Annotated in this window: 13 protein-coding genes; 4 read left to right on the forward strand and 9 right to left on the reverse strand. The window is 58.1% G+C overall.

Annotated elements, in window-relative coordinates:
• Positions 1 to 36: 36 nt before the first annotated feature.
• From MB02_RS06060 to MB02_RS06095, 8 genes are all read right to left on the reverse strand, one after another.
• Positions 37 to 663 carry a response regulator transcription factor gene (locus MB02_RS06060; RefSeq protein ID WP_067533906.1) on the reverse strand — a complete coding sequence of 209 codons (627 nt, stop codon included), beginning with the start codon at positions 661 to 663 and terminating at the stop codon, positions 37 to 39.
• A gap of 183 nt (positions 664 to 846) precedes the next feature.
• Positions 847 to 1,371, reverse strand: a complete 525-nt coding sequence (locus tag MB02_RS06065; protein ID WP_082825989.1) for a winged helix DNA-binding protein — start codon at positions 1,369 to 1,371, stop codon at positions 847 to 849.
• A gap of 473 nt (positions 1,372 to 1,844) precedes the next feature.
• Positions 1,845 to 2,606, reverse strand: coding sequence for a proteasome-type protease (locus MB02_RS06070; RefSeq protein ID WP_067533909.1), 762 nt, complete (start codon positions 2,604 to 2,606; stop codon positions 1,845 to 1,847).
• Positions 2,607 to 2,686: 80 nt separating this feature from the next.
• Positions 2,687 to 3,502: a transglutaminase family protein gene (locus MB02_RS06075; RefSeq protein WP_067533912.1), complete on the reverse strand. Its 816-nt coding sequence runs from the start codon at positions 3,500 to 3,502 to the stop codon at positions 2,687 to 2,689.
• A 19-nt stretch (positions 3,503 to 3,521) separates the two neighbouring features.
• Positions 3,522 to 4,466: an alpha-E domain-containing protein gene (locus MB02_RS06080; protein WP_067533915.1), complete on the reverse strand. Its 945-nt coding sequence runs from the start codon at positions 4,464 to 4,466 to the stop codon at positions 3,522 to 3,524.
• Between the two features lie 34 nt (positions 4,467 to 4,500).
• The gene (locus MB02_RS06085) at positions 4,501 to 5,928 is read right to left on the reverse strand and encodes a circularly permuted type 2 ATP-grasp protein (RefSeq protein ID WP_067533918.1); all 1,428 of its coding nucleotides are present in this window, start codon (positions 5,926 to 5,928) and stop codon (positions 4,501 to 4,503) included.
• Between the two features lie 78 nt (positions 5,929 to 6,006).
• A complete protein-coding gene (locus tag MB02_RS06090; protein ID WP_156495429.1) occupies positions 6,007 to 6,744 on the reverse strand; it encodes an esterase/lipase family protein in 738 nt (245 codons plus the stop codon).
• A 93-nt stretch (positions 6,745 to 6,837) separates the two neighbouring features.
• The gene (locus MB02_RS06095) at positions 6,838 to 7,383 is read right to left on the reverse strand and encodes a DUF3617 domain-containing protein (RefSeq protein ID WP_082825990.1); all 546 of its coding nucleotides are present in this window, start codon (positions 7,381 to 7,383) and stop codon (positions 6,838 to 6,840) included.
• 121 nt (positions 7,384 to 7,504) lie between these two features.
• Here MB02_RS06095 and uvrB point away from each other — a divergent pair, with 121 nt between their 5' ends.
• Positions 7,505 to 9,694, forward strand: coding sequence for an excinuclease ABC subunit UvrB (gene uvrB / locus MB02_RS06100; protein ID WP_067533927.1), 2,190 nt, complete (start codon positions 7,505 to 7,507; stop codon positions 9,692 to 9,694).
• 179 nt (positions 9,695 to 9,873) lie between these two features.
• A complete protein-coding gene (locus MB02_RS06105; protein WP_067533930.1) occupies positions 9,874 to 10,425 on the forward strand; it encodes a hypothetical protein in 552 nt (183 codons plus the stop codon).
• Here MB02_RS06105 and MB02_RS06110 read toward each other — a convergent pair.
• On the reverse strand, positions 10,385 to 12,436 hold the full coding sequence (locus tag MB02_RS06110) for a protein-disulfide reductase DsbD family protein (protein ID WP_082825991.1): 2,052 nt from the start codon (positions 12,434 to 12,436) through the stop codon (positions 10,385 to 10,387). The two genes, MB02_RS06105 and MB02_RS06110, sit on opposite strands and share 41 nt — an antisense overlap.
• Before the next feature lie 65 nt (positions 12,437 to 12,501).
• Here MB02_RS06110 and MB02_RS06115 point away from each other — a divergent pair, with 65 nt between their 5' ends.
• The gene (locus MB02_RS06115) at positions 12,502 to 13,716 is read left to right on the forward strand and encodes an FAD-dependent monooxygenase (protein ID WP_067534235.1); all 1,215 of its coding nucleotides are present in this window, start codon (positions 12,502 to 12,504) and stop codon (positions 13,714 to 13,716) included.
• A gap of 86 nt (positions 13,717 to 13,802) precedes the next feature.
• Positions 13,803 to 14,810, forward strand: coding sequence for a 2-hydroxyacid dehydrogenase (locus MB02_RS06120; protein WP_067533936.1), 1,008 nt, complete (start codon positions 13,803 to 13,805; stop codon positions 14,808 to 14,810).
• Positions 14,811 to 14,813 lie beyond the last annotated feature (3 nt).

Genomic DNA, 14,813 nt, shown 5'->3' on the forward strand with positions numbered 1-14,813 from the left:
CACGCACGGCCGAGCTTGCCTAGCCAAGGACACAAGTTATCCCGTCTTGCGCTCCCTATCGTCCAACCGTGCTTCCAACCGTAAGCGAACCGCTTCCGCGGCGTGGTGGGCACCCAGTTTCCTCATCATGCTGGCGCGATGAATTTCGACCGTTCGCGGGCTGATCTTCAGAGCCTGAGCGATCGCCTTGTTGCTGTTTCCTTCCGCCAGCCGATCGAGCACCTGGTGTTCTCTCCGGCTCAGCCCGGCCAGCCGATTGCGTGCGGCGACCATCCGGCGGCGGGCATCTGCGTGTCCTTCGATTTCGTGCGCAGCGGCATCAGCCAGTTCCGCCAGTCGTTCAGATGTAAGCGGCAGCGCCAGGTAATCGAGCGCGCCAGCCTTGATCGCTGCAACCGCGGATTCCACTTCCGGAGTTACATGGACGGCAACAACCGGCAACCAGATTCCGGCGGAACCAAGCTCTGCGAGCACTTCGGTAACCGCACTCGTTTCAACATCGTCATATGCGATGACGAACCCCTTGCGCGGGGGGCGCTCCAGAAGTTCCTCCACAGTCTCATAGACTTCAGCGTGATGACCAAGGAGGAAAGCGCTCTGCGCGCCCTCTGCCCGGAAACGATCCGTGCCTCCCAGAAAGTGAATGACAAGCCCCTGTTCCATATTTGTGACGATGGCGAGTCCAAACCCCTTAATATAGAACGATTTTATTCCAGATCGGACCCGTTATGTGCGCCCACTGGAACAAAGTGCAAACAACTCCGGCAAAAGCGTTCCGGAAATGACGGGATCAATCCGGGCAGAGGGTCGATCTTTACCACGAACCTTCACTCTGCACGCACAGATCTAAACCTCAAAATCGTTGAGTGATAAAACCAGATTATTCATGGATTTATATCCACATTTCGTCAACGATATGTAAATTCTCCGCCGATCAATTTTATCGGATATCCTCCTGATAACGCCGCACTCTTCAAGTTTAGAGATATACCTTAAGGCAGTAGTCGAGGGGACCTGCGCAGCGAGACACAGTTGCTTCACCAGCCGCTCCTCTCCTTTCAAAGCCGCTATGAATAGATCAAGCAGGATATCCCAAGATGGTTCCCCAAGAATTTCGGCAGGCAGGAAGTTTTGCCTGCTGCGCCGGAATTTGAACAATGATTCTGCAATGAAGAGAACTCTCTCCTTGCTTACTACAGCAGCCCTCTCGACCTCGACCACAGGTCGGACACTATCTGCCAGCTTCAGTATTTTCTCAGCAACTTCAACGAGTTCATCATAGTGCGAAACGGGATCTTCCGGCATATCTATAGCGACATCATCGGCCCTGTCCGCCCAGACAGAATTTTCGCCTTCAAATTCTTCAATCATAGTTCCGGAACGCCTTGACCCGATAGCATTGATATTTTTCAAATATTCTAAAAAGTTAATTCAATTAGTTTATTTCTTATATTTGTAATTATCTTATCATCATTGGCAAAAGTAGTTCGCACGCGCAATCATTCGCTTGATCACAAAAAGCTAGATGAGACCCACCACGGCAGGAGCGCAGCCGACCTTGCTCCACCATCTGCGGCTTGAAACAGTATAGAGTTGGGACTTTTCGGCGAAAAAAACCAAAAGAAGGTTAACTCAGACCGTTCCCGTCCACGCACCTTCCTCCACTATCCGCGCGCTCCAACCCCTTCGCTATCCACATTCCCACACTGTCTGGAATAGGAATGTTATACAGCATTGGTTAACCCCAATGCGGACCAAATCATGCGTCACAATCCGCAATCACGCATGATTTGACCGCCTCGGCCAATCCGAATCGGACTATTGGCTTGACGCGTCGCGCGAGATCAATCGCGTTGTGCGGCCTCTTCCATATCAAAGGTGTAATCCGGAAGAGAGTGGAAGGCGGCTTTCAGCGCATCACCCCAATTGGATGATATCACTTGAAAATATTCGTCATCCAACTGGATGCGCCGTTCATGCACAGGTTCGAATTTGTTCCGCTCAATCACCAGGAGATCAAGCGGCATGCCGACCGACAAATTGGCCTTGAGCGTCGAATCGAACGACACCATCAGCAGCTTCACGGCATCTTCGAAGCTCATGTCACGGTCATAGGCACGAATGATGATGGGGCGGCCGTATTTGGTCTCACCAATCTGGAAAAAAGGCGTATCGAAGCTTGCTTCGATGAAATTGCCTTCCGGGTAAATCATGAATACCCGCGGCTCCATGCCGTTAATCTGCCCGGCCAGGATCATCGACGCCGTAAAACGCCCTTCCCCGGACTGGCCGTTGTCACTTTGCGATTCCTGAATCGTTTCGCGCAGGAGTTTCCCGATCTCTACCGCCACCTGAAACATGGTCGGAGCTTCAAGCAGGGAATTCTGGCGTTCCGACGGGGCTTTGCTGCGTTCTTCCAACTGACTGATAACCGCCTGGGTCGTCGCGAGATTACCGGCGGTCATAACCGCAATGATACGCTCCCCTGGCACCGACCAGTGAAACATCTTGCGGAAGATCGAGATGTTATCGACACCGGAATTGGTCCGGGTATCGCTCATGAGCACAAGACCCTTGTCCAGCATCATTCCTACACAATAGGTCATGTGAATCCCCTGTTCGCGACGCTATCCCCTGCCGCCCACAAGGCGCTAGCGATCAAGTCCGTCGCGATCAATCGTTCAAATCACTGCTCACTGGTCTGTCGTTCCACGGCCAGTTGGACATGCAAATCTTCCTCGACCCCGCCAAAACTGATGCCTGTGATCGGCGCCGCTTCCTTGTAGTCGCGCCCTGTAGCCACTCGAATATAGCGCGCGTCGGGGCTGATTCCATTCGATACATCGAAGCCAACCCAACCCAACCCCTCGACGTGAGCCTCAGCCCAGGCGTGGGTAGCCTCCTGATTAACCCGATCATCCATCATCAGATAACCGCTGACATATCGCGCCGGAATTCCCAGCAGTCGCGCGCCCCCCACAAAAATGTGGGAATGGTCCTGACACACGCCCTTTCCGGCATCGAGCGCCTGTTCAGCGGTCGTATCGACACCAGTGTGCCCGGCCTCGTACACCACGTGCTCAAGAATCCCGGCGGACAATGCGTGAAGCTGCGCCAGAATATCGCTCTCCTCCCGGCGGATCGTCGCAACAAGCGAACGCATTTTCACGCCTGGCCGGGTGTAGGGAGTCTGACTGCAGAAGCTCCACAAAGGCAAATGACCAGCATGGCGGCCGATGATTCCCGCATGATCTTCCGTGTGGACAATACCCTCACACGTGATGACGACTTCTGTTGTCCCGGGTTCGACAGACACCAGTGTCACATGATTGCAGTTCTGATCGTCATACGACAGTTCTTCGGCGACGCCTTGATAATGCACTTTCCAATGGGCAATTCGTTGTCCGTGCGTTTCCTTGGGCGTCAGGCGCAGCCTCTGCAAAGCGTATGCGACCGGTTCGGCAAAACGGTAACGGGTCGTGTGTTCGATGGCGAGGTGCACAGGCAGGGTCCTTGGGCTTTTAGGCGATGAACCGGTAATCCTCCGCAATCGCATTCGCGACGGCTTGATTGCGGTCAATAAAGTCGATCAGGAATTCATGCAGACCGGTTTCGAAGATACTGTCGATGGTCCGTTCGGATAACCAGTGGGCGGTATTCCCTATCAGAACATGGACGTCGCTTTCCTGTCCGTATTCCAGAGCAAGCTCAGCCAGTTGCTGACGCAACTGTTCATAGCTGAAGGCAAGGCTGCGCGGGAAACGCCAATCAAGAATGAGAAACTCGGCAATACCCCGCGGGTCCATCTGCCCTGCATTGAGCCAGCTATAGACCCGATCACCCGCCAACGATCGCAAGACCTGATCCCACTGCGAAGAATCCAGACTGGAGCCAACATAGGAAAGCGACGGCAATAGCAGGTGATATTTGACGTCAAGAATGCGCGCGGTGTTGTCCGCCCGTTCGATGAACGTACCGGCACGGGCGAAGTGGTAGATGTCGTTCCGCAGCATCGTGCCGTAGGTCGCACCACGAAAGAGCGTCGACTCTCGCCGAATGGCTGAGAGAACCGTGCCGAGATTGCTCTCCCTGACCGGCCTGGCAAGGATGTCTTTCAAGGTCATCCAGCCCTCGTTCACTGCTTCCCATACCTCCATGGTCAGAGAAGAGCGGGCAACCCGCGCATTGGTCCGCGCCATTTCGAACATGGACAACACGCTACTGGGATTTTCCCTGTCACGCAGAACATAATTGCAGACCTGCGGCCCGCTGTAGCCATCGTAGAGCGAGTCATAATGTTCGAGTTGCCCCAAGGTCACGATGACGGAACGCCATTCCTCGCTCGCCGCATCCGACGCACGCGTAAGCGACATGCGAAAGCCGGCGTCGAGCAGACGGGCGGTATTTTCCGCCCGTTCAAGATAGCGGCACATCCAGAAGATGCTGTTGGCAGTGCGCCCTAGCATGCGAAAAGTCCGGTCATATGTCTTGCGGCGTCCATCAGTCGTCCAGCACCCAACTGTCCTTGGTCCCACCGCCCTGGCTGGAATTAACGACTAGCGAGCCCTTCTTCATAGCTACTCGCGTCAGCCCGCCAGGAGTGATTTCAATTCCCTTGGGCGAGACAAGAACGAAAGGCCGCAAATCGACGTGACGCGGGGCCAGTCCCTTGCGTGTGAAGATCGGCACCGTCGACAGCGCAAGAGTTGGCTGGGCGATATAGTTTTCCGGTTTCGCCTCCAGCTTCCGGCGAAAGGCTCTGATTTCCCGCTTGGATGAGGTCGGCCCGATCAACATGCCATAGCCACCCGACCCATGGACTTCCTTGACGACCAACTCTTCCAGATGATCGAGAACGTAGGCCAGGCTGTCCTTTTCCGCACAGCGCCAGGTCGGCACATTGGGCAGCAGAGGCTTCTCACCGGTATAGAATTCAACGATTTCCGGCATGAAGCTGTAGATGGCTTTATCATCCGCCACACCCGCCCCAGGCGCGTTTGCGATCGTGACCCGGCCGGCACGGTAAACATCCATGATCCCCGGCACGCCCAGCAAACTCGACGGATTGAAGCTCAACGGATCGAGGAAATCGTCGTCAATCCGGCGATATATCACGTCGACCGGTTGATAGCCGCGCGTCGTGCGCATGCACACTCGGCCATTTTCGACATGAAGATCGCTGCCTTCAATCAGTTCCGCACCCATCTGGTCGGCAAGGAAGGCATGTTCGAAATAGGCTGAATTATAGACCCCCGGTGTCAGCACCGCGACCACGGGACGACGCGAAGCACAATCGGGCGCACACGCGGCCAGGCTTTTTGCCAGTCGCCTGGGATAATCCGAAACCGGCCGCACACGCATCTTGGTGAAGAGTTCCGGAAACATCGCCATCATGGTTTCGCGGTTTTCCAGCATGTAGCTGACCCCGCTGGGCGTGCGGGCATTATCCTCCAGCACCATGAATTCGTCGGCTCCGGTCCGCACCAGATCAATCCCGACAATGTGGGTGTAAACCCCACCCGGCGGCGTGAAGCCGACCATTTCCGGCAACCAGGCATCGTTGTCTCGAAACAGTCTCTCGGGAAGACGACCCGAACGGATGATTTCCTGCCGATGATAGAGATCGTGGATCAGGGCATTGATCGCCCTCACTCGCTGCTCGATCCCGCGCGACAGTTTCCGCCATTCAGCACCGGTGATAATGCGCGGAACCATATCGAAGGGAATCAGCCGCTCTTCAGCATCCTGTTCGCCATAGACATTGAAGGTGATTCCGGTGCGGCGAAAAAATGCCTCTGCCTCCGCGCCCTTGTGAGTCATCCAATGCTGGTCCTGCACCTCAAGCCATTCATTGTAGCCGGCGTAGGCAGGGCGGATACCGCCATCGGCAGTAAACATTTCGTCGAAAGTCGGGCTGGTCGTGTTCATAAGCCTCTTATGCTGCATTGCAACAATGGCACGGGAAATCCGCGTGTCAATGGCCTCGGGAAGCCTCCCTCATCTTTTTCATATCTCCTCCAATTCGCGCAGAACGGCTCCGATTGCCTCGGGAGAATAGGCGAAGCCGAGGTGGGTGCAACGCAACGCGATTTCCTTGTCCCGCTCTCCCGGTCGGCCACGAGACGACCGGGCGGAAACGATCCCGTCACGAGGGCTCCACAAGGCAACTGTCGGCACGGGAGGCTTCTCCGCGAGATCACTGTCTATCGGTGGCGCCTCGACAGCATGGCCTGTCACAAGGTGGTATATGCGCCAGGCATTGTTTGCGCGGGGACTACCGGAAAAAGGCGATCCCATCGTAATCACCTTGGCGACAAGGTCCGGATGGCGACGAGCAAGTTCGCGAGCGAAGAGACCACCCAAACTCCAGCCCACCAACACGACTGGACGGCCATAGCGTTCGTGAAGTCCGATCAAACGGACTTCCAGTTGGGCAATGTTCTTTTCGGTAGGTCCAAAGTTGAAGCCGAGCCCCCAGCGTTTGACCTTGTGCCCGGCACGCTCCAACTGCTGCGCCATGTAGCGCATCCGGACGGGATGGGTCCCGAAACCCGGCAACAGCATCACAGTGCGCGGATGCTCCGCACGTCTGACCGGAAATGTCCGTCCCGCACGCCGGAACGGTTCAGCCAGTACATCGAGTTCGCCCAGCAAGTGCTTGAGCGGCGGCCCCTTGACACCTTTGGGTCTTGGCTCTCCGGCCAACGCCGCCCGCCGCGCCGCTTCCCTGTAAAACGACGCCATGCGCGAGGCGGTGTCGGCCCCGTTTCTTTTAGCCGTACCTGAAGCCATCACCGTCGCAATGCAACGGCAGCCGCGCGGCCTCGATCCGCCCGGTCAGCTGCATTCGCCAATCCGTTCATTCGTCACTTCCATCTTCGTATGCATTTCCCCGCCCGGAATTTGCGGGGCAGAATGATTGATATCCATGACCATGTTGGAGCCCGTGGCAGATGTTGTCCCGTTCATTGTCATGGAGGCCTTCGTCCCCTGCCCCATGTCACAGGTCATCTGTGCATCCAGCGTGTTCGAGCTCGCATCGAAACGATCAAAGGAACAATTACCCTCTGAAGATTTCTTGATCATTTCCTTATAGCCTTTCTCGACGTCATCGGCCGTAAGGCAAAACTCGTGCGTCTGTGTCTGTTGTGCTGACATCATCGCTTTCATCTGCTTCGCCTGTTCCGGAGGCAAGCCGGGCACGTCGAATTCGAGCACTTTCACGCTGGAACGATATTTCCCCGGCTCCGGCTTTTCCATTTTTGCCGCTTCGGCGACCGCCTGTTCCGGCGTTTTCGGGCCTTCGTCGGATTTGCCACAGCCCGCAAGAAGGAGTGCGGCAGCGAGAGGAGCAGCGAACGACAAGACAGATTTCATACGCATGGAATTCTCCGGAATGAGTTTCAGTTCCGCGACAGATTTATAGTTTGGCGCCTAGCTACCAAGCCAGGACGCCAATGCCAACGGATTGCGTGCCGGACCACTTGCTCCCATATTCCCGCCCATGGCCGAACTCATCATCCGCAGGGGGCTGGAAGAGCCCGACACCTCGGGCAGCTTCACTCCCCACAAACCCCAACGCCCCGACAAGACGGATGGTGGGAAACGCTTCGTGATCCAATCGGATTACGAGCCGGCCGGAGATCAACCGACCGCAATTACCGAGCTCGTCTCGGCGGCAAGGGAAGGTGAGAAGACGCAGGTTCTGCTGGGTGTTACCGGTTCAGGCAAGACATTCACGATGGCCAAGGTCATAGAGGAACTGCAACGCCCGGCCCTGATCCTGGCGCCAAACAAGATTCTTGCGGCGCAGCTCTATGGCGAGTTCAAGAGCTTTTTCCCCGACAACGCGGTGGAATATTTCGTCAGCTATTACGACTATTACCAGCCCGAAGCGTACGTCCCCCGGTCCGACACCTATATCGAGAAGGAAAGCTCGGTAAACGAAGCGATCGACCGGATGCGCCATTCCGCGACTCGCGCTCTGCTCGAACGGGACGATGTGATCATCGTCGCATCGGTTTCCTGCCTCTACGGTATCGGATCGGTCGAAACCTATTCGGCGATGATTTTCGATATCAAGACAGGCGACACTGTCGATCAGCGCGAAATCATCCGCAAACTCGTCGCCCTGCAGTACAAACGCAACGATGCCGCGTTTGCCCGCGGCATGTTCCGCGTACGGGGTGACAATCTCGAAATTTTCCCGAGCCACTACGAAGACATGGCCTGGCGGATCAGTTTCTTCGGCGACGAGATTGAGGAAATCGCCGAATTCGACCCCCTGACCGGCAAGAAAGGCGCCAGCCTGGACAAAGTGCGGGTCTATGCCAATTCGCACTACGTCACGCCCGGCCCGACGATGAAACAGGCGGCCGAGGCAATCAAGTTCGAGCTGGCCGAACGACTCAAGGAACTGAACGCCGAGGGCCGTCTGCTGGAAGCCCAGCGGCTGGAACAACGGACCAACTTCGATCTGGAGATGATTGCTGCCACGGGCAGTTGTGCGGGGATTGAGAATTACAGCCGCTTTCTCACCGGGCGTCTGCCTGGGGAACCACCGCCGACCCTGTTCGAATATCTGCCGGATAATGCCCTGTTGTTCGTCGATGAAAGCCACCAAACCGTGCCTCAGGTCGGGGCAATGGCGCGTGGGGACCATCGCCGTAAGCTGACACTGGCCGAATATGGCTTCCGCTTGCCTAGCTGCATCGACAACCGCCCGTTGCGCTTCAACGAATGGGATGCGATGCGGCCGCAGACTGTTGCCGTTTCGGCCACGCCGGGCCCTTGGGAACTGGAACAAACCGGCGGCGTGTTCGCCGAACAGGTGATCCGTCCGACCGGATTGATCGACCCACCGGTCGAAGTACGCCCGGTGGAGGACCAGGTTCAGGATTGCATCAATGAATGCCGCGAAACCGCAGCCAAAGGCTATCGGACCCTCGTCACCACGCTGACCAAGCGCATGGCTGAAGACCTCACGGAATTTATGCATGAGGCAGGCATCAGGGTCCGCTACATGCACTCCGACGTCGAAACGCTGGAGCGTATCGAACTGATCCGCGACCTGCGCATGGGCGTCTATGACGTGCTGGTTGGCATCAATCTGCTGCGCGAAGGCCTGGACATTCCGGAATGCGGGCTGGTGTGCATTCTCGATGCGGACAAGGAAGGCTTCCTGCGCAGCGAGACCTCACTGGTGCAGACGATTGGCCGCGCCGCACGCAACGTGGATGGCAAAGTCATTCTGTATGCCGACCGGATCACCGGCAGCATGGAACGTGCCATGGCGGAAACCGAGCGCCGCCGGGAAAAGCAACGCGCCTACAACGAAGAACACGGCATCACCCCACAGACGATCAAGCGCCAGATCGCGGACATTGTCGCTCACAGTGCGGCGGCGGACGGAGTAACGGTCGAGATCGAAACGGAAGACGGTCGAAACAATCTCGTTGGCCACAATTTGCGCGCTTACATCGAGGAACTCGAAGCGAAGATGCGCGCCGCAGCGGCTGACCTCGAATTTGAGGAAGCAGGTCGTCTGCGCGACGAAATCCGCAAGCTCGAAGCGGAAGAACTCGGGCTGCCGGAAGACGAACGCAAGGCCCCAATGGTTGGGCGTTCAAACGAAGGAAGACCCGGCACCCGCAAGATGCGCTACGGCAAGACACAACGGAAGTGGGGAAGATGATGACGCTTTGTGGTTCTGAGCATCACACATAGCGAACCTACACGTCACGGCGAATGTGACAATAATTGGAGGCTACCGATTCGAAATGAGGTAGCTATGACGCCTTACGAAGCCGTTGATTCCGTTCTCACCCTGCTCCTCGTGGTTATCGGAATAATCTCACTGCCAGGCAGGAAGAAATGAGACGTAAATCCCTCGCCCCAGTTATCACCCCTGTTCTTCTGCTCCTCGCCGCCTGTGGTGGGCAGACAAGCAACGCTGTCGAAAAGTTCTCTCTCGACGACATCGCACCCCACGTCTCCCATATCATTGCCACTTCGCCCGATACCAAGGGGGCCGTGTGGGAAGCCATGGATGGCGCTCGATCGCTACGTTTCGGGAAACCCGGTGCACCGCCGTTTCTCACGCTCAAATGTGAACTCACCGAAAATGCCGCACCCAAGATGCGCATCGTCCGCCTGACCCCTGCCGACCCCGGTGCAAAAGCGCTGTTTGCACTGATCGGCCGCAAGCAGATCACGCGCATAAACGCAGATGCCCATGCAGTGGGTGGCGACTGGCGATGGGAAAGCCTGGTTCCGGCAGAGGATCCTGCGCTGGATGTATTTCTGGATGGCGGGCCGATTGAAGCGACTTTACCGGGGGGGGGTTCTCTGAACCTTGCGGCCAGTGGCGAACCTGCCCGGCTCGTCAGTTGGTGCCGCCGCCACGGGACCGATCTGCCAGAGTGACGAGGCTTTCCGGCCCCAGAACCTGAGGCAGTTTCTGCGCATCACCATTTGCCGGATACCAGAGATAGAGCGGCACGCCCGCCGCGCCATTTTCGGTAAGAAAGTGCGTGATTGCAGGATCGCGCCGGGTCCAGTCGCCACGCATGGCAATAACACCGGCCTGGCCAAAGGCCTTCTTGGTCGCCTCGCGATCAATCGCAATGCTCTCATTAACCTTGCAGGTTACACACCAATCAGCCGTAAACCACAGGAAAACGGGTTTTCCGCTGGCCCGCGCCTCATTCAAGGCCGTATCGCTAAACACACGTGGAGCGAGCAAGCCCGCATCCGCAGCACTTGGCGCAGCGAAACTGGCTGGGAGGGCGACCACGGCGAACAATGCGAAAGGCGCAGCGATTGTCGCGAACGGTGCGAGCCCGGCCCTGCCCTGCCGCTGGCGGCGACCCAGCACCCACAAGGCAATCAACAGCCCAGACGTCGTCAACCCGGCAGCCAGTGCGAATCCCACCCCGCCAAGCCTGCTTGTCAACCACAGCAGGGCAAGGGCCGTCAGCCCCATCGGCACGGCCAGAATGTGGCGAAAGCGCACCATCCAGTTACCAGGGCGAGGCAGCATGGCCCGCAGCGCAGGCACCCAACCCAATGCCAGGAAAGGCAAGGCGAGCCCCAGCCCCAAAGTGGCAAACAGCAGCAAGGCTTGCGGAATGGGCAAAAGCAGGGCCGCGCCCATGGCTGCGGCCATGAATGGACCAGTGCAGGGTGTGGCAACGAAAGCTGCCAGCAAGCCAGTGGCGAAAGCCCCGCCAGGCTTGCCATCACGCGTAATCGACAGGCTGGGCAGTTCGAACAACCCCGCCAGATTGGCAGTGACGGCAACGGCCAGCAACAACAGGCCGATAACCACTCCAGGTTCCTGAAGCTGGAATGCCCATCCAACTTGCTCTCCCCCGGCGCGTAATACGAGCAACAGCGTACCGAGCGCGAGACAGGCGAGTACGACACCGGCAGTGTAAGCTACCCCCTCCCGCCGGGCCTCTGCTTCACTTTCACCAGCACGGGCGAGGCTCAACGCCTTGAGGCTGAGAATCGGGAAAACGCAGGGCATGACATTGAGCAGCAAACCGCCCGCCAACGCCCCCGCCAGAAGTATCCAGAGCGAAGGTCCACCTGCATCCGGCCCCATCGCAACCGGCGTTCCCCCCTTGGGAACAGCCCCTGGGCTTGCTTCGAAGCGAACCCCGTTTCCGGCATCGTCAAGCCGCAGTATTCCGGTAACCGCCGAGGGTTCCAGAGTTCCCTTGCGCGAAAGTTCTGCCACCAGCCAATCGCCCTTGCGCATGAAATGTTGCTGCGCCGCATAATCGACAAGTTCAGTAGTCTCGACAAAGACGTGCGGATCAGCAAGCCTGAGCGCTGCCGGAAGAGGGATCGCGATCCGTACCTTGCCTTCATTCAGGCCAAATCGCGCTGGCCTGTCCAGCATTGCCGGGATGGCGGCCCGCCATGCATCGAACCGATCATCGGCGAGGCCTGCACCAGGTGTCAGCACGACTGAGAGAACAGCCTGTTCCGGAACACAGATGGTATCTGTACAGGCAAGCCACTGGGCATCAACGCTGAGTATAACCGGTTTGCCTGCCTGAGCGTCAAATGGCACGCGCAGAGGCACCAACACCGCATAGTCGCCTTCGTAGACGTGATTCATCAACGAGCCGATTTTGAGCGTGTGCGGCACCGGATAATCCGGATCGCCTGCTGTCCAGCCCTGCGGAAGGTCCCAGTCCAGCGTCATCCCGTACCCGGCGTCGCCTGGATTGGTCCAATAGCCATGCCAGCCTTCCGCCGGACGGAAATGCAACGCCAGTTCGGCAGTCTGCCCTGGCGCAGCAGTGCCATTCGCAACCAATTCGGCCTGAATGTGATTCTCTGCCGCCCGAACCGGATGGACCAACAGCACGGCAAACAGCAACACTAGCAGAACCAGTGAGAGCCTGACGGCAAAAAGCGGCATTGTCCTTGCGCTCATGATGCCGGGGGCTTTAGGGCAGGCTATCTGAACCCGCAATGGAACGAGTCATGTCCGAAACGCGCGAATTGCTGATCCTTGGCGGCGGACTGGTAGGCATGACGCTGGCACTGGCCGCAGCCAGGCAGGGCATTGCCAGTCATGTGGTCGATATGGCCGATCCGGCATCGCTGACGGCGGACGGATTTGACGGACGCGCTTCCGCGATTTCCACGGCGAGCTGGAACCTTTTCTGCAACATCGGCCTGGGCGAACGACTGAAGGCACAAGGTTGCCCAATCGACGCCATTGCCGTGACCGATGCCATGAAGCCGGGGCGGATCGATTTCCGGCCGGAACCGCATGAAGGTTCCCTGGGGCACATGTTCGCCAACCGCACCTTGCGGCAAGCGCTCTTCGAAGCGGCGCGGGAAGAAGAGCTGATCGAATGGCACGCCCCCGCACGCGTGACAGAGCGGCAGCGCGACGCCTACGGCGTTTCCGCGACACTTGCCAATGGCGAGGTGCTCAAGGGCCGACTGATGGTCGCCGCCGAGGGGCGCCGTTCCCCTACCCGCGAAGAAGCCGGGCTCCAACTCGCGCGATGGGATTACAAACACCGGGCCATCATCGTCGGGCTGGATCATGAAAAGCCGCACGGCAATGTCGCGTGGGAGATTTTCTACCCTGCAGGGCCCTTCGCCTTGCTGCCCATGCTCGACGGGCCCGACGGCCAGCATCGCAGCGCACTGGTCTGGACGGTTGCGGAACGGGATGCCGCTGGCGTGCTCGCTCTTTCGGAACGGGCATTTGTCTCCGAAGTGGAGAAGCGGATGGAGGGGCTGTTCGGGGCGATAACGCTCAACAGCCAGCGTTCTTCCTATCCGCTGGGTTTCCAGCATACTGCCAGAATGACAGCGGAACGGCTTGTTCTGGCTGGCGATGCCGCGCACGGCATCCACCCGATCGCGGGACAGGGACTCAATCTCGGCCTGCGCGATGTCGGCGCGCTGGTGGAAGTGCTCGTCGACGGCATGCGTCTCGGCCTTGATCCAGGGGATGCGCAACTGCTCAAGCGGTACGAGCGTTGGCGCAGTCTGGACAATTTCACTGTCGCGCTCACTTGCGACAGTGTGACACGGCTGTTCGGCATTCCCGGACGACTTCCCTCCGCCATTCGTCGTTTCGGCATGGCCGGCGTTCAGCGGATCGGCCCTTTGAAAAAGCTCTTCATGGACGAAGCGAGAGGCGTGTCAGGCACCCTGCCGCGGTTGCTGAAAGCCTAGAAGCCTCCGCACCGGGTTGGCGATACCCGAAGCTATGATAGGGTCGGAGGCCCAAGCGTTGGCTGCAACTGCCTGGAGGTAGAGAAATGCGGGTCGCCGTATTCGGAACGCGTAAATATGATCGCGCCTATCTGTCCGCTGCCAATACCAGCCATCAGCATGAACTTGTTTTCTATGAGGCGGATATGGACTCCGGCACGGTACCGTTGGCCGCGAAGTGCGATGCAGTCTGTGTTTTCGTCAATGACGTACTGGATGCCACCGTTCTGAAAGAGCTGGCCGCTCTCGGCATAAAACTCGTCGCTCTGCGCTGTGCCGGGTTCAACAATGTCGATCTTGCCGCAGCGGCCAGTCTTGGCATCGACGTAGTCCGCGTGCCCGCCTATTCTCCCCATGCCGTTGCCGAATTTTCCATCGGGCTGCTGCTGGCGCTCGATCGGAAGATTCACCGTGCCTGGGCAAGGACGCGGGAAAACAACTTCTCTCTCGACGGCATGGTCGGGCGTAATCTGCATGGCCGCGTGGTCGGCGTGATCGGGACCGGAAGGATCGGCGCGATCGTTGCCCGAATCCTGCAAACAGGGTTCGGTTGCCGTGTTCTGGCGGCCGATCTCACGGAAAACCCCGAATTGAAAGCAGCGGGCGTCGAATATGTCTCTCGCGAAACCTTGTTGCGCGAGGCCGAGATCGTAACCCTGCATTGCCCCCTGACACCCGATAGCCGACACCTGATCGACAGTACGGCACTGGATATGGCCCGCCCCGGCCTCCTGCTGATCAATACCAGCCGCGGAGGGCTTATCGATACGATTGCCCTGATCGAGGCCCTCAAATCCGGCAAGGTCGGCGGTGTTGCCCTGGATGTGTATGAGCAGGAGGGTGATCTCTTTTTCCGCGACCTGTCAGACGAAATCGTTCAGGATGACATTTTCCAGCGGCTGCTGACTTTCCCCAACGTCCTGGTCACCGGCCACCAGGCATTCCTGACTCAAGAAGCCCTGGCCGCCATCGCCCAGACCACACTGGCCAATCTCTCGGACGCCGAAGCCGGCAGGGAACTGACAAATCGCGTCACACAGGAAATGGTGCGTTAAGCG

The organism is Croceicoccus estronivorus (assembly GCF_001625325.1).
Lineage (GTDB): Bacteria > Pseudomonadota > Alphaproteobacteria > Sphingomonadales > Sphingomonadaceae > Caenibius > Caenibius estronivorus.

Coding starts and splice junctions, on each gene's coding strand:
- uvrB (WP_067533927.1), top strand. CDS start 7,505: ATGGCCGAACTCATCATCCGCAGGGGGCTGGAAGAGCCCGACACCTCG.
- MB02_RS06070 (WP_067533909.1), bottom strand. CDS start 2,606: ATGACCTATTGTGTAGGAATGATGCTGGACAAGGGTCTTGTGCTCATG.
- MB02_RS06085 (WP_067533918.1), bottom strand. CDS start 5,928: ATGAACACGACCAGCCCGACTTTCGACGAAATGTTTACTGCCGATGGC.
- MB02_RS06090 (WP_156495429.1), bottom strand. CDS start 6,744: ATGGCGTCGTTTTACAGGGAAGCGGCGCGGCGGGCGGCGTTGGCCGGA.
- MB02_RS06060 (WP_067533906.1), bottom strand. CDS start 663: ATGGAACAGGGGCTTGTCATTCACTTTCTGGGAGGCACGGATCGTTTC.
- MB02_RS06115 (WP_067534235.1), top strand. CDS start 12,502: ATGTCCGAAACGCGCGAATTGCTGATCCTTGGCGGCGGACTGGTAGGC.
- MB02_RS06080 (WP_067533915.1), bottom strand. CDS start 4,466: ATGCTAGGGCGCACTGCCAACAGCATCTTCTGGATGTGCCGCTATCTT.
- MB02_RS06120 (WP_067533936.1), top strand. CDS start 13,803: ATGCGGGTCGCCGTATTCGGAACGCGTAAATATGATCGCGCCTATCTG.
- MB02_RS06065 (WP_082825989.1), bottom strand. CDS start 1,371: ATGATTGAAGAATTTGAAGGCGAAAATTCTGTCTGGGCGGACAGGGCC.
- MB02_RS06110 (WP_082825991.1), bottom strand. CDS start 12,436: ATGCCGCTTTTTGCCGTCAGGCTCTCACTGGTTCTGCTAGTGTTGCTG.
- MB02_RS06105 (WP_067533930.1), top strand. CDS start 9,874: ATGAGACGTAAATCCCTCGCCCCAGTTATCACCCCTGTTCTTCTGCTC.
- MB02_RS06095 (WP_082825990.1), bottom strand. CDS start 7,383: ATGCGTATGAAATCTGTCTTGTCGTTCGCTGCTCCTCTCGCTGCCGCA.